The organism is Streptomyces sp. NPDC059355, from assembly GCF_042752335.1.
In the GTDB taxonomy this organism is placed as follows: Bacteria; Actinomycetota; Actinomycetes; order Streptomycetales; family Streptomycetaceae; genus Streptomyces.
In genome coordinates this window covers 173,566-191,240 of record NZ_JBHYXN010000009.1, presented here as the reverse complement: position 1 = coordinate 191,240, position 17,675 = coordinate 173,566, and the positions used below count along the sequence as shown (strand labels likewise).

The window sequence follows — 17,675 nt, the reverse complement described above, 5'->3', positions numbered from 1 at the left end:
CAGCCGTTCTGTCCCGACCGGGACAGCGATGACCGTTCGGAGCCACGTTCGTGCACCAGTCCCCGCCCGCCGGCCGCTCCCGCCGCGCGATATGGATATCCGCCGCCGTGGCCTTCGCGCTCCTGTTCGGCGGCGCCGGCTTCGCCGCCTGGAAGCTCGACTGGTTCTCCGGCAACGGTGGGTCCGTGAGCTTCGGCAAGGCCCCGGCCCCCGCGTCCGCCCCGGCCGCCCCCGACGCGGGCAAGCCCTCCCCGGGCGCGCCGTCGCCCTCCGCCTCGCCCAGCGGTGATCCGGACGTACTGCTGCCGACCGGTCCGAGGTCCGGCTTCAAGCAGACCGCCGAGCTGGACGACGGCACGGTCATCGCGAAGGCCCGCCTCGCGGGCGCGAAGTCGGGGTTCGAGGGCGACGTCTGGGTCTGGACGCCGAAGGAGTACGGCGAGGCGAAGTACGAGAAGAGCGCCTTCCCGGTGCTCATCGCGCTTCCCGGCGGCAACGGCTTCCCGAGCAACTACTGGTCCGACCGCAGCCTCGGCCTCCAGAAGGCCATCAGCGAGGGCGTGCAGGCCGGCACCAGCCTGCCGTTCATCGTGGTCATGCCGGTGCTCAACCCGGACAGCAAGTACTACTGCGACGGCGCCGACATCCCCGGCCAGCCCAAGATGGGCACCTGGATCGCCGAGGACGTACCGGCCTTCGCCAAGGCCAACTTCCGTACGTACAAGTCCCGCGACGGCTGGGCCTTCATGGGCTCCTCCTCCGGCGCCTTCGTCGGCATGAAGACCGTCCTGCAGTACCCGGACCGGTTCAAGGCCGTGATCGCCAGCGGCGGTGAGATCGTTCCCGACTCCCCGCTCTGGAAGGGCCACCAGGCGGAGATGGACGCGAACAACCCCGAGCGGCTCGCGCAGAAGCTGATCGACGCCAACGGCCCCGAGGTCTTCATCAACTTCCAGATCGGCACCAAGGAGTCGGGGAGGGAGCGGATGACCAAATTCCAGCAGTCGTACGGCAAGGGTCCCGTCAAGATGACCATCCGCGACATCCAGAACGGCGAGCACAACGGCTGGCACTACGTCCGGGGCATGAAGGAAGGCTCCCTGGAGTGGATCAGCAAGGTCCTCAAGGCGCCGCAGCCCGCCACCGGCTGACCAGCCCGTACGCACGGAGCCGCGGACCGGCGTGGCCCGCACCACGTCCCACCGGTCCCAGGCAACCCATCCGATCGTTGACACCTCTGTAAGGGGTGAAGGGGGACCGATCGGTCCGACCCGCGCTCTTCGGGAGCGCCGGAGAAGGAACGGGACAAATCCGTGCAGCATGACCAGCTTCAGGGTGACGGCGACCTCATGGCCGAGGAAGGCCCGCAGACCACGGGCCGCCGCCGTCCAAAGCGCCCGCGCAGGCTTCTGATCAGCGGCGTTCTGGCGTTCACACTCGCCGCCGGGGGCGGCGCCGCAGCATACAAGTACGGGCTCTTCTCGGACATAGGGGATCCGGTCTCCTTCGGGAAGGTCCAGGAGTCGGCCGCAGCGGCCGAGCAGATCCGGCCGGGGGTGAGCATGCCGACCGGGCCGAAGGCCTCGTTCGTCCGGACGTACCGGATGCCCGACGGCACGCAGATCGGCCGTACGACCCTGACCGGCGCGAAGTCAGGGTTCACCGGCGACGTGTGGGTGTGGGTCCCCAAGGAGTACGACGACCCGAAGTACGCCAAGAGCGCCTTCCCGGTGCTGATCTCCCTGCCCGGCGGCCGCGGCTACCCCACGAACTACTGGGGCACGGGCCCCGGCCTCGGCCTCGAGAAGGCCGTGAGCGACGGGGCGAAGGCGGGCACCAGCCTGCCCTTCATCCTGATCATGCCGGTGCACAACGCGGACACCAAGCACCACTTCGACGCCTCCGACATCCCCGGCGAGCCCAAGATGGGCACCTGGATGGCCGAGGACATCCCGGATTTCACGAGGGCCAATTTCCGCACCTTCACCTCCCGTGACGGCTGGGCCTTCATGGGCTCCTCCGCGGGCGGATTCGGCGCGTTCAAGCACGTCCTGAAGTACCCCGACCGTTTCAAGGCGGCCATCGCGAGCGGGGTCGACATCGTCCCCGATTCCCCGCTGTGGAAGGGGAACACGCAGGCCATGGACGAGAACAACCCGGAGAAGCTCGCCGAGAAGCTGATCAAGGAAGGCGGTCCGGACGTCTACATCAACTTCCAGATCGGCACGAAGGAGACCGGGCGCGAGAAGGCCGAGAAGTTCATGAAGGACTACGGGAAGGGCCCCGTGCACACCACGCTCCAGGTGATCCAGGATGGTGAGCACAATGGGAAGTCGTACGTCCGCGGTATGAGGGAGGGTGCTCTGGAGTGGATCAGCAAGGTCATGCTGGCACCGACACCCGACCCCGCCGTGCGATGAAAGCATTCGTCCGGGGCGCCTTCGCCGCGGCCGCCGCCACCGTGGCGGCGGCCCTGGCCGTCGGCTTCGTCAAGGCGACGGACGAGGACCTGAACGCCGTGCACGCCTTCCCCGGCGTCGGCGTGCTCATGGCGAACGGCGAGCACTGGTGCACGGCGAGCGTCGTCGACAGCCCGAAGGGCACCGTCGTCGCCACCGCCGCGCACTGCGTGGCCCCCGCGGGCGAGGGCGGCGAGCCCGGAGCGCTCGCGCACGACGGCATGGCCATCGGCGAGCTCTCCTTCGCCCCCGCCTTCACCGGAGAGGGCGGGGGACGCCGGCCGCTGGGCGTGTGGAAGGTCCGCGCGGTCCACGTGGACGAGCGCTGGACCAAATGGGGCGAGGACACCGCCGATTTCGCCTTCCTCAGCATCGCGCCGGACGAGGACGGCCGTACGGTGCAGCAGGCGGTCGGCGGCGCCGACGAGGCCCCGAAGCCCGACTGGACCTCCGGGTACGAACGCGAGGTCACGGTCGTGGGCTACCCCGAGTCGGACCGCAACCCGCAGAACAAGCCGATCTCCTGCACCACCCAGACCGGCCACGACCAGGAGGACCCCGCGATGCTCTACATCGGCTGCGCGGGCTTCTGGTCGGGCACCAGCGGCAGCCCCTGGATCGCCGACCGCGGCGGTCCGGGGAACCCGGGACGGCTGATCGGGGTGCTCAGCGGCGGGGACACGGACGTGGACTCCACGGCCGCCCTCTTCGACGAGAAGGCGAAGGCGCTGTACGAGCAGGCCGCGCGGGACTGAGGCCCCGGGGCGGCTCCGGCCACTGCCCGCGTCCGCTCACCGCCCGATCCCGTTCACTGCCTGCGTTCCGTGCTGACGATCACGCACACCGCCACCACGACGATCGCGCCGCCGACCAGGATCGGCACGGTCAGGGCCTCGTCGAGGATCAGCGCCCCCAGCGCGACGGCGACGACCGGATTGACGTACGCGTACGTGGCCACCAGCGACAGCGGCGCCGCCTGCAGCAGCCACACGTACGCCGTGAAGGCGATCAGCGAGCCGAAGACGACCAGGTAGCCCAGCGCCAGCCAGGAGGCGGTGGAGAACGCGCCCCAGTCCAGTGAGCGGTGCTCGCCGCGCAGCAGGCCGACGACGATCCCGCCCGCCCCGCCCGCGAGCATCTGGTACCCGCTGCCCGTGAACGGGTTGTCCGGCAGCGAGAGCTTCGACGCGGAGAACGAGCCCAGCGACCACAGCACGGACGCCACGATCACCAGCACCACCCCGGAGAGCCGCACGTCGCCGCTGATGCCCGGGACGGTCAGTACCGCGAGCCCGCCGAAGCCCAGCAGCACGCCGCCGAGGGTCCGCGGCGGCGGCCGGTCGCCGGTGGCGCTGCGCAGCACCACCAGCCACATCGGCACGGCGGCGATCAGCAGCGCGGCGAGGCCCGAGGGCACCGAGGTCTCGGCGAGGACGACGAGTCCGTTGCCGCCGAGCACCAGCAGCAGGCCCACCAGCACCGCGGAGCCGACCTGCCTGCGGCCGGCCCGGAGCGCGCCCGGCCCGTACCGCCAGGCGACGAGGCCGAGCAGCAGCAGGCCGGCCGTGATGAAGCGGGCTCCGGCGGAGAGGAACGGCGGCATGGTCCGTACGACCACGCGGATGGCGAGATAGGTGGAACCCCAGACGACGTAGACGAGGGCGAGCGCCGTCCAGACGGCCCCGCCCACCCCGCGGGGCGCGGATTGCGGCGGCTGCCCGCTCTCAGCGGTCTCCGAGGTGCGCATGACGGGATCCTAGGTTCGTTGGGGCCTACACGCTTCCCGGGGCCTCCCGCGTGATGCCGGGGGCTCCCGCGTGATGACGGCGCCTCAGCCCTTGAGCAGGGCGTTCAGCTCGCCGTACGGGAGACCCCCGTCGAGCGCGGTGTACGTACCGCCCGCCAGCAGTTCCGCGGCGGCGCGGCGGACCACGTCGTACGCGGCCGACGCGACACCGGAGCCGAGGCTGACGCGGGCGACGCCGAGGGCGCCGAGCTCGGCGACGGCCGGGGCGCCGGGGCCGACGAGAAGGTTGAGCGGGGCGTCGATGCCCTTGACCAGCTCGGTGACGGTGGCCACGTCGTTCACGCCGGGGACGAAGATGCCGGAGGCGCCCGCGCGCAGGCACGCGGCGGCGCGGGCGAGCGTCTCGTCGAGGCGCTCGTCCTCCTCGCCGAGGCCGAAGAGGAACGTGTCGATGCGGGCGTTGATGAACAGCGGCACCCCGGCGGTGTCGGCGGCGGCCCGGGCGGCGGCCACCCGCTCGGCGTGGTCGGCGGGGGCCCGGGTGCCGTCCTCGATGTTGATGCCGACCGCGCCGGCCTCGATGACTCCGGTGACGGTCTCGCCGACCCCGGCGGGGTCGGCGCCGAAGCCGCCCTCGATGTCGGCGGTGACCGGGACGGAGACGGCCGCGGCCACCCGGGCGATGAGGTCGAGGGCCCGGTCCCGGCTCAGGGCGTCCCCGTCGGGCGTGCCGAGGGACCAGGCGACCCCGGCGCTGGTGGTGGCGACGGCGGGCGCGCCGGCGGCCTCGACGAGCCGGGCGCTGAGGACGTCCCAGGCGTTGGCCAGTGCCAGCGGCGCGGCGGGGGTGTGCAGTGCGGCGAAACGGCGGGCGAGATCAACGGTGGTGGTCATCGGCCCAGTTCATCAGAGCGCGCACGGCTCGGGCTGGCGATTTTCCGACGTGTACCCGGATCGCCGCGGCGGCACGGCCTACACGGGAGCGGACTTCAGGCCCGCTCCGCACAGGGGGAGGACCGCCGTGCGGCCCTGGAGGGGGTCGGTGGGGGCCAGCGGGCCGACCGCGGCCCAGCAGGCCGCCGCCGTCGGCTCCACGAAGAGCCCGCGCCGCGCCAGGTCCTCCCGGGCCGCGCGCAGGGCCGTGTCCGGGACGGTCAGGAAGGTGCCGCCGGACGTGCGGACCGCCGCCAGGATCTGGCGGGCCCGCGGCGGGGCCGCGATCGCGATCCCCTCGGCCAGGGTGGGCCGCTGGTCCACCGGAGCGGCGTCCTGCGCGCCCGCCGCGAAGGCCGCGGCCAGCGGGGACACCGCCTCCGCCTGGACCGCGATCAGCGCCGGCGGCTTCACCCCGCGCCGGGCCAGCTCCTCCACCGCCAGCGCGGCCCCCAGCAGCAGGGTGCCGTTGCCGACGGGGACGACGAGGGTTTCGGGGAGCCGGCCGCCGAGCTCCTCCCACACCTCGTACACGTACGTCTTCGTCCCGTGCAGGAAGTACGGGTTGAAGACGTGGCTCGCGTAGAAGACCCCGGGGAGGTCGGCGGTCTCCCGGGCCGCCGCCGCCGCGGCCTCCCGGCCCCCCGGCACGAGGCGGACCGCCGCCCCGTGCGCCCGCATCTGCTCCGTCTTCTTCTCCGAGGTGCCCTCGGGCACGAAAACTTCACAGCGCAGCCCGGCCCGCGCGCAGTACGCCGCGACGGCCGTCCCCGCGTTCCCGCTGCTGTCCGCGACCACCCGCTCCGGAGCCAGCCGCCGGGCCACTTCCGCGAGCATCACGGCGCCCCGGTCCTTGAACGACAGGGTCGGCATCAGGAAGTCCAGCTTGGCGTGAATGCGCTCCGCGAGCGGGACCAGCGGAGTGTTCCCCTCCGACAGCGTCACGGAGAACGCCCCCGGCAGGGGCAGCACGGAGCCGAACCGCCAGAGCGAGTTGGGCCCGGCGGCCGGTTCGAGCGGACTGGCCGGATCCGGGGTGAAGTCGAGATCCCACGGTCCGGCGCACAGCGGGCAGCACCACGGGGCCGTCCGGGCGTCGGCGCGCGTGGCGTCTTCGGGGCAGACGTAACCGGGCAGTGCGTGCGTCATGTGCGGAGCGCCTTTGCTCGTTCATGGCCGTTGTATGGCACGGATGTTAAGCGTTCGTTGTCCTCTTGTGGGATTGCGAGAGGGTGCGTCAACCTTTCGGCAGCGGCGGCCGGCAGGACATGGGTGTCATTGTCATGGGCATGCCCATCATTGACGCCCGCTGCCCGGATGCCGTTCTTCATGTCACCGACGAGGAGGACCCCCCACATGTCCGCGATGCGTCACACCCGCCGGCAGATCGCCGGCCTCAGCGCGATCGCCGTCGCCGCCCTCGCGCTGGGAGCGGCCGCCGCGTTACCCGCTTCCGCCGCCGACGGAGGCCCCCAGGGCGTCATCGAGAACGCCGGAGCCCCCGGCTCGGTCGCCGAGAGCTACATCGTGACCCTGAAGGACTCGGCCGCCCGGTCCACCGCCGACAGCGGCAAGGCCGTCGCCCGCCGCTACGGCGCCACGATCGGCCGTACGTACAGCGCCGCCCTCAACGGCTACTCCGTCAAGGTCTCCGAGGCGCAGGCCAAGAAGCTCGCCGCCGACCCGGCGGTCAAGTCCGTCGTGCAGAACCGGACGTTCACCGTCGACGACGCCCAGGGCACCCAGCCCGGCCCGCCGTCCTGGGGCCTGGACCGCATCGACCAGCACCCGCTCCCGCTCGACAACAGCTACACCTACCCGGACAAGGCCGGCGAGGGCGTCACCGCGTACATCATCGACACCGGCGTCCGCATCAGCCACACCGAGTTCGGCGGGCGCGCCTCCTACGGCTTCGACGCCATCGACAACGACAACACCGCCCAGGACGGCCACGGCCACGGCACGCACGTCGCCGGCACCGTCGCGGGCAACTCGTACGGCGTGGCCAAGAAGGCCAAGATCGTCGGCGTCCGAGTCCTCGACAACAACGGCTCCGGTACGACGGAACAGGTCGTCGCCGGCATCGACTGGGTGACCCAGCACGCCGTCAAGCCGGCCGTGGCGAACATGTCGCTCGGCGGCGGCGCCGACTCCGCGCTCGACACCGCCGTCCGCAACTCCATAGCCTCCGGCATCACGTACGGCGTCGCCGCGGGCAACGAGTCCACGGACGCGAGCGGCAAGTCCCCGGCGCGCGTCGCCGAGGCCATCACGGTCGGCGCCACCACCAGCACCGACGCCAAGGCCGGCTACTCCAACTACGGCTCCATCCTGGACATCTTCGCCCCCGGCTCCTCCATCACCTCCTCGTGGGGCACCGGCGACACCGCCACCAACACCATCTCGGGCACCTCGATGGCCACGCCGCACGTCGTGGGGGCGGCCGCGCTGTACCTCTCCCAGAACCCGGCGAGCACCCCGGCGCAGGTCTCCGCGGCCCTGGTGGCCGCGGCCACGCCGAACGTGGTGACCGGTCCGGGCTCCGGCTCCCCGAACCGCCTGCTGTACGTGGGCGGCACCACCACCCCGCCGAACCCGGGCAAGCGCTTCGAGAACACGGCGGACTACGCGGTCAACGACAACGCGACCGTCGAGTCGCCGGTCACCGTCAGCGGGGTCGCGGGCAACGCCCCGGCGGCGCTGAGCGTCTCGGTCGACATCAAGCACACGTACATCGGTGACCTGAAGGTCGACCTGGTCGCCCCCGACGGCTCGGTCTACAACCTGCACAACCGCAGCGGCGGCAGCGCGGACAACATCGTCAAGACGTACACCGTCAACGCCTCCTCGGAGGTCGCCAACGGGGTGTGGAAGCTCCGCGTGAACGACAACGCCAACGTCGACACCGGGAAGGTCGACTCCTGGGCGCTGCAGTTCTGAGGTACGTGTGAGGCTCGTGTGACGCACGGAAATCGCGGGGGCGACCGTTACGGCGGTCGCCCCCGCTGCGTACTATTTCGCGCATTCGTTCGTGCACCTCCCGTGATGGAGCCCTCGCCCCGTGAGCACCCCGCCGCCGCCCTACTGGCTCCCTCCGCCCGCGCAGCAGGCGTACGCGGAGCCGGCGCTGAACGGCTTCGCACTCGCGTCGCTGCTGGTCGGGCTGTTGTGCCTGCCGCCGCTCGGCGTCGTCTTCGCCGTCGTGGCGCTCGTCCAGATCGCCCGGAAGGGGGAGCGGGGCAAGGCGCTCGCGATCACGGGGCTGGTGGTGTCGCTCGCGATGACCGCGGCCCTGGTCCTCGCCGCGGACCGGGCGGGTGAGCGGCTCTTCGACCGGCTGGACACGGTCGAGCAGTACGAGGACGTCGAGGGCGAGTTGACCGCCATGGACGAGATGCGCAGGGGCGACTGCTTCAACGTCCCCGGCGGGGACCTGCTCGCCGAGCGCCCGTTCATCTACAAGACCGCGTGCACCGGGCCGCACGAGGGGGAGGTCACCTCCTCGACCCGGCTCGCGGGCGGCGCCTTCCCCGGCGCGCCCGAGCTGAGGCGGACCGCCGTGGACGCGTGCTGGAAGGCGCAGGACGCGTACGCGATGGACACGTGGGCGCTGCCCCCGTACGCGGAGATGTTCTACTTCGGGCCCACGCACGAGTCCTGGGGCGGCGGCGACCGCCGGCTGCTCTGCGTCATCGGCACGGCGGAGCAGGAGCACCGCGGCAGCCTGCGCAAGGACGCCACGATGCTGACGCCGGAGCAGGTGGCCCTCCTGCGCGTGATGAACGAGGCCGACCTGGCGCTGGGCGGCCAGCCGGAGGAGGAGCTCGACGAGGCGCTGCCGCGCTACCGGGAGTGGGCCGCCGCGGTGGACCGGGCGCTGGGCGTGGAGGCGGGGCTGCTGGACGGGGTGCGGGAGCGGCCGGAGCTGGCCGGGCCGGCCGGGGCGCAGCTCAAGGGGGTCGAGGCGGCGCGCGCGGGGTGGCAGCGGGCGGCGCGTGCGACGAAGCCGGCGGAGTTCCGGACGGCGTGGGACGAGGCCTCGGCCGCGCAGTCCGTGGAGACGGAGAAGGTGCTGCGGGGGGCGTACGGGCTGTCGATGACGGTGCCGGAATGGCTGGCGGGGGAGTCCGACGGCTCGGACGGCGACCCGGAGGACTCGGCCGTCGAGGATAGCGCGCCGTAACGCGCGGTAACTGGTTTCAGTGACCTGGCTTCATCACTTCGGGTGAAACTCTGGCCCTTGCTTGCGATGGACAACCGTCGGTTGCCAGGCTGTAGCTGTCTGTCAAGCTGATGGGAGTGGCCAGTGACTTTCGGTGAGCAGCCGGCCTATCTGCGCGTCGCCGGGGATCTGCGACGGAAGATCGTCGATGGGTCCCTGCCCCCGCACGCCCGGCTCCCCTCGCAGGCCCGGATCCGCGAGGAGTACGGGGTCTCCGACACCGTGGCGCTGGAGGCGCGCAAGGTCCTCATGGCGGAGGGGCTGGTCGAGGGCCGTTCCGGGTCGGGTACGTACGTACGGGAGCAGCCCGTGCCCAGGCGGGTCGCCCGCTCCGGATACCGCACGGGCGGGGCGTCGACGCCGTTCCGGCAGGAGCAGGCCGAGGCGGGTGCGCGCGGCACGTGGGAGTCCGGCAGTGAACAGGCGGCCGCGCCGGCGGAGATCGCCAAACGGCTCGGCATCGAGCCGGGCGAGCGGGTGATGCGGACGAGGTACGTGTTCCGCGACGCGGGCGAGGCGATGATGCTGTCGACCTCCTGGGAGCCGCTCGCGGTCACCGGCCGGACCCCGGTGATGCTGCCGGAGGAGGGGCCGCTCGGCGGTTCGGGGGTCGTGGACCGGATGGCGGCCATCGACGTGGTCGTGGACAACGTGGTGGAGGAGGTCGGGGCGCGGCCGGGCCTGGCGGAGGAGAACATGCTGCTGGGCGGGGTCCCGGGCCATGTGGTCCTGGTGATCGGCCGTACGTATTTCGCGTCCGGGCTGGCGGTCGAGACCGCCGACGTGGTCGTCCCGGCGGACCGCTACCGCCTCTCGTACCACCTGCCGGTCCGCTAGCCGGCCACCGTCGCGAGCGGCGCTCCCCGGGTGAGGTGCCCCGGGGAGCGCCGCCGTGTGACGGGGCGTCATGGACCCGGCGGGTTTCGGCGCGATGGTGATCGCCCCCGACGCGCCGGTCCTCGTCTTCTTCGCGGCGCGCGCCCTCTGCGCCGAAGTCCGCCCGCGCCCCCGCACCCTCCTCGCGGCCGGACTCGCCCGCGTTCCGTGCCCGTTGACCGTGCGGTTCGCCCCGCGGTGCGCCCGGTTCGAACCGGCGCGCACGGCGCTCTCGTACGCATGGCCGGATGCGTACGCCTGTGAGGTACCTCTTCGTAAAAAACCGTATCCGCTCCGTAAAGGTCGGGCGTAGGCTCCGGCATATGCGCAATGCGGTTTCCCGGGCAGTTACATCGGCGGAGGGTGAAACGCGATGAACGACAGCGGTGCCCTGCTCCCATGGCTGGTCATACGTCAGGACGACAACGGCAACCGCTACCGGGTGGGTCGCTACCCCACCCGGTCCGAGGCCCAGAAGGTCGTCGACAGCCTCGAAGACAGGGGCCACAAGCAGCTGTACTGGGTCGAGCGGGTCGGTCAGACCGCCACGACGAATTGAGCGTCCGCACGGTGGCATAGGCTCCGCCCCATGACGGTACGAGTGGTCGTGGGCGGAGCCCTTTGTCATGAGGGCCGCCTGCTGGCCGCCCGCCGCAGCGCACCCCCCGAGCTGGCCGGACGCTGGGAGCTGCCCGGCGGCAAGGCCGAGCCCGGCGAGTCCGTGCCCGAGGCGCTCGTACGCGAACTGCGCGAGGAGCTCGGCGTGGAGGCCGAGCCGCTGGAGCGGATCCCGGGCGAGTGGCCGCTGAGGCCCGGGCTCGTCCTGCACGTGTGGACCGCGCGGCTGCTGTCCGGGGAACCCGCGCCGCTGGAGGACCACGACGAGCTGCGCTGGCTCGGGCCGGACGAGCTGGACTCCGTGGACTGGCTCGACCAGGACCGGCCGGCCGTCGCCGAAGCCGGCCGCCGGCTGCGCGACGGTCGCGGTCGGGCGGAGGGGCCTGCCGGGCGGGACGGGCGCGACGGGCGCGACGAGCGCCGTGAACGGCACACAAGGTCGCACGGGGGCGCGTGACGCGCGTGCGCTGGGCCGTCTGCGCCACAGTGCGCCGGTGCGTGAAGGGTCGGGTGGTACGACGCCTCGAATATCGGGTATGTCGCTATTAGTCCCTATCGTGTACTGCCCCTCGTGGCTCTGTCCCTGCGGAATCGGACTGGGGCCGTTGCCGGCCCGGGAAGTGATCGGCGTGATCGACACAGACGGTGAATGCGCCGAGTGGGCCTTCCCCGCAGAGCCCGGCGCCGTCCGCACCGCCCGTCACGCCGTGCGCGGCACGCTGAGCTCCTGGGGCCTCGACTCCGTCGGCGATGTCACCGTCCTGCTGGTCAGCGAGTTGGTCACCAATTCACTGCGGTACGCCTCCGGCCCCATCGGGGTCCGGCTGGTGCGGCAGAATCCAGCCAGCGGGAGTCCCGCGGGAGCTGCCGCGCTGTTGGTGGAGGTTTCCGATCCGCTTCCGGATCCGCCCCGCGAACGGGTGGCGACACCGGACGACGAGGGCGGCAGGGGGCTTCATCTGGTCGCCGTCTCGGCGCAGCGCTGGGGAACCCGCCACGGGAAATCGGGTAAGACCGTGTGGTTCGAGTTGGCACTTCCTGGTGAGTAACAAGGTGACGGATGGCCGACGATCACAGGGCATGGCTCGAAATAGTCGGGACCTTTTTGTGATCGTGAACGCCGTGCCGTGCGGGGCCGTGGTGCTGAATACTTCGGTCATGGCCGGTCCGGTTGCGGTGAGCTGGAGGGGACGGTCGCGTGAGCGAGATACCTGCGCAGGCACATCAGGCCCGTGTGCCCGGGGAGACATGGCACGACTCCTTGTGGCACAGCAGCCCGCCTGGCTCGATATATGACTACATAAAGGTCGCGTCCTTTTCCATCGGACCCGACGGGCTCGTCGACCAGTGGAGCCTGCGCGCCGAGGAGCTGTTCGGGCTGACCGCCGGGCAGGCCGTGGGCCGGGACCCGGTGGACGCCTTCATGCCGCCGGAGCTGCGCGCCGACGGTCACCGCAGGATGGCCGAGATCCTCGACGGCAAGGAATGGACCGGCCTCGTCCCCTTCCGCATTCCCGGCGGGGACGGCGCGCACGGCGTGGCCGAGATCTACGTGATGCCCACCCAGACCGAGACCGCCGAGCGGGCCGCGCTGTGCGTCGTCGTCGACGTACGCGCGCTGCGCCGCATCGAATCCGACCTTGCCGCTTCGCAGGCCATATTCGGCCAATCTCCTTTCGGCTTCCTGCTCTTCGGCACGGACCTCACCGTGCAGCGGGCCAACCGCCGTTTCGCGACCGTTTTCGGCGGCGCCGTCGAGGAACACCGCGGCCGGACCGTCCACGACTACCTCCCGGCCCAGGAGGCCGATCGGATGACCGAGGCCCTGCGCAGGGTCCTGGAGACCGGAGAGTCCGTCACCGATCTCCGGATCACCGGCGCCGCCCCCGGCAGCCGGGACCACCGCCACTGGTCCATCAACCTCTACCGCGTCCACGGCGGCACCGGCCGCCCCATCGGCGTCGCCGGCCTGGGCACCGACGTCACCCGCCGCCACCTCGCCGCGCGCGAGGCCGCCGGGGTCCGGCGCAACCTCGCCCTGCTCAACGAGGCCGGACACCGCATCGGGAACTCCCTCGATCTGGAGACCACCGCCCGCGAACTGCTGGACGTGACCGTTCCGGGCTTCTGCGACCTCGCCGCCGTCGACCTCTACCAGGGGCTGCTGCTCGGCGACGACGACAGGCCCGCGCGGCCGCACGGGCCCGGCGTGCCCCCGCTGCCGCACGGGCGGGGTCCCGAACGGGCGCCCTCCCCGCCGCTGCGGCGGGTCGCCTTCGCCTCGGCCGTCTCGGACGGTCCGCTGTCCGACCCGGGCGCGGCCGTCTCCGTGGGGGAGGTGCACCGCTATCCGGCGGCCTCGCCGGGGGCGCTGGCCCTGCGGACCGCACGGCCCCGGCTGATCGAGGGCGGCGGACCGGACGACCTCGTCCAGTCGACGCTCGTCGTGCCGATGGTCGCGCACGACACGGTGGTCGGGCTCGCCCAGTTCTCCCGTACGAAGGGCAGCGAGCCCTTCGGGGAACGGGACCGGGCGGTGGCCGTCGAACTCGCCGCCCGCGCCGCCGTCTGCATCGACAACGCGCGCCTCTACCGGCGCGAGCACGAGCGGGCGCTGATCCTCCAGCGCAGCCTGCTGCCGCCCGGGGACCCCGAGGCGGCCGGCCTGGACATCGCCTGCCGGTACCTGCCCGGGAACGCGGCCACCGAGGTCGGCGGGGACTGGTTCGACGTCATCGAGCTGCCGGGGCACCGCACGGCGCTCGTCGTCGGCGACGTGATGGGCCGGGGGCTGCGGGCCGCCGTCGCGATGGGCGAACTGCGCACCGCCGTACGGACCCTGGCGCTGCTGGACCTGGAGCCGGCGGAGGTGCTGACCGCGCTGGACGAGATCGCCCGCGGGCTCGGCGCACCCGGCGGCGCCCAGCAGGCCTCCCGGGCGGCCCTGCACTCGCGGGACGCCGACCGCTCGGAGGTGTACCTCGCGACCTGCGTGTACGCCGTGTACGACCCGGTGACCCGGCGCTGCACCATCGCCAACGCCGGCCACATGCCGCCGGTTCTGGTGGAGCCGGCGGAACCGGGCGCCCCGCCGCGGCCCGCGCTGCTGCTGGAGGTGCCGCCCGGGATGCCGCTCGGGGTGGGCGGCGAGCCGTTCGAGGAGGTGGAGGTCGACCTCCCCGAGGGCGCCCTGCTGGCCCTCTACACGGACGGGCTGGTCGAATCCCGCGACCACCCGCTGGAGGAGGGGCTGCGCGGACTGCGGGACGCGCTCGCCGACCCGGTGCGGCCGCTGGAGGACGTCTGCGACCACGTGCTGAACACGCTGAACACCCGGCACGGCGAGGACGACATCGCGCTGCTGATGGCACGGGTGCAGGGGCTGCCGATCGATGCCGTCGGGGACTGGCAGCTGCCGCGTGAGGCCCGCTCGGTGGGCCGGGCGCGGGAGCTGGCACGGGCGAAGCTGCCGGCGTGGGGGCTGGAGGGGCTGCTCGACACCACCGAACTGCTGGTCAGCGAGCTGGTGACGAACGCACTCCGGTACGGCGAGGGCGAGATCCGGCTGCGCCTGCTGCTCGACCGCACCCTCGTCTGCGAGGTCTGGGACGGCAATCTTGTGCAGCCGCGCCGCCGCCGCGCCCGGGACACCGACGAAGGCGGGCGCGGCCTCCAGCTGGTCGGCATGCTGTCGGCGGGCTGGGGCACGCGGCGGACCCACCGGGGGAAGACGGTGTGGTTCGAACTCCCGCTGCCGGGCAGCGGGTCGGAGTCGGTGACGGAGCTGTCGGCGGAGCAGCTGCTGAGCATGTACGGCTGAGCGCCGCCGGGCGGGGTCCGGGGCGGGGTCAGGGGCGGTCGCCCCTGACCCCGCCCGGCGGTTTCGTCACGCGGCCTCGCGGGATTTGAGCGCCGCCAGCCGGGCCTCGATCTCCGAGGACGTGCCCAGGTCGTCCAGGGCCTCGAACTGGGCGTCCAGGGAGGAGGCCGCCAGCTCCTGCTTGCCGAGCGCCCGGGCCTCCTCCCGGCGGACCTTGTCCTCGAAGCGGGCGATGTCGCTCGTCGGGTCCATGACGTCGATGTTCTCCACCGCGTCCATCATCGTGTTCTGCGCCTGCGCGGTCTTGGCCCGGGCCACCAGCTCGTCACGCTTCGCCGTCAGCTCCGTCAGCTTGTTCCTCATCGAGTCCAGCCCGGACTTGAGCTTGTCCACGACCTCCGTCTGGGCGGCGATCGTGGGCTCCGCCGTCTTCGCCTCGTTCTCCGACCGCAGCTGGCGGCCCAGCGCGACCTTCGCCAGGTTGTCGAATTTGTCGGCGTTCTCGACGTCCCCTGCCGTTCCCGCCGCCCGCAGCTCGTCCGCCTTCCGGCTCGCCGCCAGCGCCTTGCCGCCCCACTCCGCGGCCGCTTCCACGTCCTCCTTGTGGTCCGCCTCCAGCATCCGCAGGCTGCCGATCGTCGTGGCGACCGCCTCCTGCGCCTCCGCGATGTTGTTCGTGTAGTCGCGGATCAACTGGTCCAGCATCTTCTGCGGATCCTCCGCCTGGTCCAGCAGTGCGTTGATGTTGGCCCTCGCGAGCTGGGTGACGCGGCCGAGGATGGTCTGCTTGCTCATCGGTGCCCTTTCCACGGGGTGGGGAAGAGTGGGTCAGAAACGGCCGCCGCCGCCCATGCGGCCGCGGGTGCCCCCGCCGCCGAACGAGCCCGGGCCGGGTCCCCCGCCGCCGAAGCCGCCACCCCCGAAGCCCCCGCCCCCGCCCCGGCCGCCGCCCAGGATCTCGCCGAGGATGATCCCGCCGAGGACCGCGCCGCCCATGCCCCCGCGCTGCTGCCGCTGCCCGCCGTACGGGTTCTCGTACGCCCGTACGTCCTGCTCCGCCAGCTCCTGCGCCTGCCGCGCCAGCCCGTCCGCCTGCTGCGCCTCCGCCAGCGCGCCCGCCGGGTCCGAGCCCCCCAGTGCCTGCGACCGCTCCAGCCGCCGCCGCGCCTCCGCCAGCCGGGTCCGGGCCTGGCTGCCGATCGCGCCCCGGCTCGTGGTGACGTAGTCCGTCGCCGCCCCGATCGCGCTGCGCGCCGAGAGCGTCGCCTGGTCCAGCAGGGCGGCCGCCCGCTGCCGGCCCGTCTCCCGCTCCCGCGCCCCGGCCAGCGCCTGGTCGAGGACGGCGTCGGCCTCCTCCACCCGGCGCAGGGCGTCGATCGGGTCGTACCGGCCCGCCGTCTGCTCCCGCCGTACGTCGGCCAGGACCGCCTCCGCCCGGCCGATCCGGCCGCGCAGGTCCGCCGTCGAGGCCCCTTCCGCGGTGCCGGTCAGCAGGCCGCGCGCATCGGCGAGGTCGGTGTCCGTCTCCGTGAGCGCCCCGGGCAGCTTCCCGGCCGCCTCCGCCAGCTCCTGCGCCCGCCGCTCCACCGCGTCGACCAGCGTGGCCGCCTGGTCCACCGCGCCCTCGGCGGCCCGTACGTGCACGGCCGCCTTCCCGTTGTCGCCGCCGTCGATCGCCGCCCGTGCCTCGCGGAGGCCGGCCGTCGCGAACAGCAGCCGGTCCTTGGCCTGTTCGGCGTTGGAGGCCACCGGCGCCGCTGCCGAGTCCGCGTAGCGCCCCGTCAGCGCGGTCAGCGTCGCCTCGGCCGTCGTCGTACGGCCCGTCAGCGCGCGGAAGTGCGCCTCCACCGTGGCGAGTGCCTGCGGGGCGTTCTTCTCCAGGTCCCGCAGCCGGTCGAAGTCGGCCGACTCGGCGTCGAGGCGCCGGTTCGCCTCGGTGCAGCGGGCCACGATCTCGTCCAGCATCCGCCGCCGCGTCGGATCGTCCTCCGGGTACGCGTCGTCGAGCTGCTGGCGCAGCCGGAACGCGGCCGTCAGCTCGCTCTGGGCGAAGGCCACGGCCGCGGTGAAGGTGCCCACCGCCTCGTCGCCGAACTGGGCGGAGGCGAAGCCGAGCTCCTCGTTGCTGGTGCGGATCGCGTCGTCGGTCTCCACCAGCAGGGACTTGGCCCTGGTGTCCAGTTCGGGCAGCGGGAGCGCGGTCGTGGTCGCGGGCTGCCCGCCCCAGCCCGTGGTGCCGGAGCCGCCGCCTCCACCGCCGCCCTTGCGCTTGCGGCGGGTGTACGCGTACGCCCCGAGGGCCCCCGCCGCGCCGACGACCACCACCGGGAGCACGTAGTCCCCGGCCCCGCCGCCCTCGTCCGAGCCGCCGCCGGGGTTGGCGACGCCGGGGGTGACGGCCGGCACAGGTACGGGCTTCCCGTCGAGCACGGCCCCGTACCCGTCGGCGGCGCCGATCGCGGCCCCCGCCCAGTCGTTCTGCCTCAGCGCGGGCTCGATGGCGGTACGGGCGACGTCCGCGAGCTGCGCCTGCGTGAAACCGGAGTCGACATCGGCCGAATAGGCGTACTGGCGGGCCCCGGTCGCCACCGCCAGCAGCACGTCGTCCTGGCCGAGGCCGTTCTTCTGGGCGGTGGCGTCCGCCCAGCCCTGCGCGGAACGCCCGGAGAAATCGTGCACGTACGTCACGAAGAGCTGGATCCGGTGGGCGGCGTACAGCCGCTCCAGCGCGGCGGTGACGGCGGCCGTCCGGTCGCCGAGGGCGCCCACGCGGTCGGTGATCTGCCCCTGCTGTGACAGCGTGACGGGATCCTCGGCCCGGGCAGCCGGCGCCCCGGTCACCCCCCAGCCGCCGAGCCCCAGCAGTGCGGCGGCCAGGACGAGCCCGGCCCGTACGGATATCCCGGCGGTGGTGCGTCGCTTTGACCTGCTCCTGGGCGGCATCACATTTGGTAGGGTATGGGCGCTTCGGACCCCTCGCACCCGGAGCACCGCCACGGC

The 17,675-nt window shown here is 72.8% G+C and carries 15 protein-coding genes; 10 read left to right on the top strand and 5 right to left on the bottom strand.

The genetic code is table 11. The annotated features are described in order from the left end of the window. Positions 1–50: 50 nt before the first annotated feature. The 3 genes from ACFXGI_RS11895 to ACFXGI_RS11885 all read left to right on the top strand — a co-directional run bounded on the left by ACFXGI_RS11895 (position 51) and on the right by ACFXGI_RS11885 (position 3,214). Positions 51–1,151 (top strand): alpha/beta hydrolase, encoded by a 1,101-nt coding sequence (locus ACFXGI_RS11895; protein WP_384705264.1) that lies wholly within the window; start codon positions 51–53, stop codon positions 1,149–1,151. Between the two features lie 162 nt (positions 1,152–1,313). Next, on the top strand, positions 1,314–2,420 hold the full coding sequence (locus tag ACFXGI_RS11890) for an alpha/beta hydrolase (protein WP_384705263.1): 1,107 nt from the start codon (positions 1,314–1,316) through the stop codon (positions 2,418–2,420). Then, positions 2,417–3,214, top strand: coding sequence for a trypsin-like serine peptidase (locus tag ACFXGI_RS11885; RefSeq protein ID WP_384705262.1), 798 nt, complete (start codon positions 2,417–2,419; stop codon positions 3,212–3,214). The genes ACFXGI_RS11890 and ACFXGI_RS11885 overlap by 4 nt, the downstream gene beginning before the upstream one ends. A gap of 53 nt (positions 3,215–3,267) precedes the next feature. Here ACFXGI_RS11885 and ACFXGI_RS11880 read toward each other — a convergent pair whose 3' ends face one another. The 3 genes from ACFXGI_RS11880 to ACFXGI_RS11870 all read right to left on the bottom strand — a co-directional run bounded on the left by ACFXGI_RS11880 (position 3,268) and on the right by ACFXGI_RS11870 (position 6,288). Then, entirely contained in the window at positions 3,268–4,206 is a 939-nt protein-coding gene (locus ACFXGI_RS11880; protein ID WP_384705261.1) for an EamA family transporter, read from the bottom strand. An 84-nt stretch (positions 4,207–4,290) separates the two neighbouring features. Then, the gene (locus ACFXGI_RS11875) at positions 4,291–5,100 is read right to left on the bottom strand and encodes an isocitrate lyase/phosphoenolpyruvate mutase family protein (RefSeq protein WP_384705260.1); all 810 of its coding nucleotides are present in this window, start codon (positions 5,098–5,100) and stop codon (positions 4,291–4,293) included. A 78-nt stretch (positions 5,101–5,178) separates the two neighbouring features. Further along, on the bottom strand, positions 5,179–6,288 hold the full coding sequence (locus ACFXGI_RS11870; protein ID WP_384705259.1) for a threonine synthase: 1,110 nt from the start codon (positions 6,286–6,288) through the stop codon (positions 5,179–5,181). A 207-nt stretch (positions 6,289–6,495) separates the two neighbouring features. Here ACFXGI_RS11870 and ACFXGI_RS11865 point away from each other — a divergent pair, with 207 nt between their 5' ends. The 7 genes from ACFXGI_RS11865 (at position 6,496) to ACFXGI_RS11835 (ending at position 14,675) form a co-directional block, all read left to right on the top strand. Then, the gene (locus tag ACFXGI_RS11865) at positions 6,496–8,079 is read left to right on the top strand and encodes a S8 family peptidase (protein WP_384705258.1); all 1,584 of its coding nucleotides are present in this window, start codon (positions 6,496–6,498) and stop codon (positions 8,077–8,079) included. Between the two features lie 121 nt (positions 8,080–8,200). Then, positions 8,201–9,322, top strand: a complete 1,122-nt coding sequence (locus tag ACFXGI_RS11860) for a DUF4190 domain-containing protein (RefSeq protein ID WP_384705257.1) — start codon at positions 8,201–8,203, stop codon at positions 9,320–9,322. Between the two features lie 123 nt (positions 9,323–9,445). Continuing rightward, on the top strand, positions 9,446–10,198 hold the full coding sequence (locus tag ACFXGI_RS11855; protein ID WP_384705256.1) for a GntR family transcriptional regulator: 753 nt from the start codon (positions 9,446–9,448) through the stop codon (positions 10,196–10,198). Positions 10,199–10,610: 412 nt separating this feature from the next. Continuing rightward, positions 10,611–10,796: an SPOR domain-containing protein gene (locus tag ACFXGI_RS11850; RefSeq protein WP_030872969.1), complete on the top strand. Its 186-nt coding sequence runs from the start codon at positions 10,611–10,613 to the stop codon at positions 10,794–10,796. Positions 10,797–10,826: 30 nt separating this feature from the next. Then, complete coding sequence (locus ACFXGI_RS11845; RefSeq protein WP_384705255.1) at positions 10,827–11,312, top strand: (deoxy)nucleoside triphosphate pyrophosphohydrolase; 486 nt, start codon at positions 10,827–10,829, stop codon at positions 11,310–11,312. 163 nt (positions 11,313–11,475) lie between these two features. Continuing rightward, the gene (locus ACFXGI_RS11840; protein WP_384705254.1) at positions 11,476–11,904 is read left to right on the top strand and encodes an ATP-binding protein; all 429 of its coding nucleotides are present in this window, start codon (positions 11,476–11,478) and stop codon (positions 11,902–11,904) included. Positions 11,905–12,062: 158 nt separating this feature from the next. Beyond that, complete coding sequence (locus ACFXGI_RS11835; protein ID WP_384705306.1) at positions 12,063–14,675, top strand: SpoIIE family protein phosphatase; 2,613 nt, start codon at positions 12,063–12,065, stop codon at positions 14,673–14,675. Positions 14,676–14,741: 66 nt separating this feature from the next. Here ACFXGI_RS11835 and ACFXGI_RS11830 read toward each other — a convergent pair whose 3' ends face one another. Beyond that, positions 14,742–15,470: a PspA/IM30 family protein gene (locus ACFXGI_RS11830; RefSeq protein ID WP_384705253.1), complete on the bottom strand. Its 729-nt coding sequence runs from the start codon at positions 15,468–15,470 to the stop codon at positions 14,742–14,744. Between the two features lie 33 nt (positions 15,471–15,503). Continuing rightward, the gene (locus ACFXGI_RS11825; protein ID WP_384705252.1) at positions 15,504–17,618 is read right to left on the bottom strand and encodes a TPM domain-containing protein; all 2,115 of its coding nucleotides are present in this window, start codon (positions 17,616–17,618) and stop codon (positions 15,504–15,506) included. Positions 17,619–17,675: the final 57 nt, after the last annotated feature.

Excerpts from the sequence above, each read along its gene's own strand:
- ACFXGI_RS11885 (WP_384705262.1), top strand. The coding sequence starts at position 2,417 with ATGAAAGCATTCGTCCGGGGCGCCTTCGCCGCGGCCGCCGCCACCGTG.
- ACFXGI_RS11880 (WP_384705261.1), bottom strand. The coding sequence starts at position 4,206 with ATGCGCACCTCGGAGACCGCTGAGAGCGGGCAGCCGCCGCAATCCGCG.
- ACFXGI_RS11875 (WP_384705260.1), bottom strand. The coding sequence starts at position 5,100 with ATGACCACCACCGTTGATCTCGCCCGCCGTTTCGCCGCACTGCACACC.
- ACFXGI_RS11870 (WP_384705259.1), bottom strand. The coding sequence starts at position 6,288 with ATGACGCACGCACTGCCCGGTTACGTCTGCCCCGAAGACGCCACGCGC.
- ACFXGI_RS11865 (WP_384705258.1), top strand. The coding sequence starts at position 6,496 with ATGTCCGCGATGCGTCACACCCGCCGGCAGATCGCCGGCCTCAGCGCG.
- ACFXGI_RS11850 (WP_030872969.1), top strand. The coding sequence starts at position 10,611 with ATGAACGACAGCGGTGCCCTGCTCCCATGGCTGGTCATACGTCAGGAC.
- ACFXGI_RS11845 (WP_384705255.1), top strand. The coding sequence starts at position 10,827 with ATGACGGTACGAGTGGTCGTGGGCGGAGCCCTTTGTCATGAGGGCCGC.
- ACFXGI_RS11830 (WP_384705253.1), bottom strand. The coding sequence starts at position 15,470 with ATGAGCAAGCAGACCATCCTCGGCCGCGTCACCCAGCTCGCGAGGGCC.
- ACFXGI_RS11825 (WP_384705252.1), bottom strand. The coding sequence starts at position 17,618 with ATGCCGCCCAGGAGCAGGTCAAAGCGACGCACCACCGCCGGGATATCC.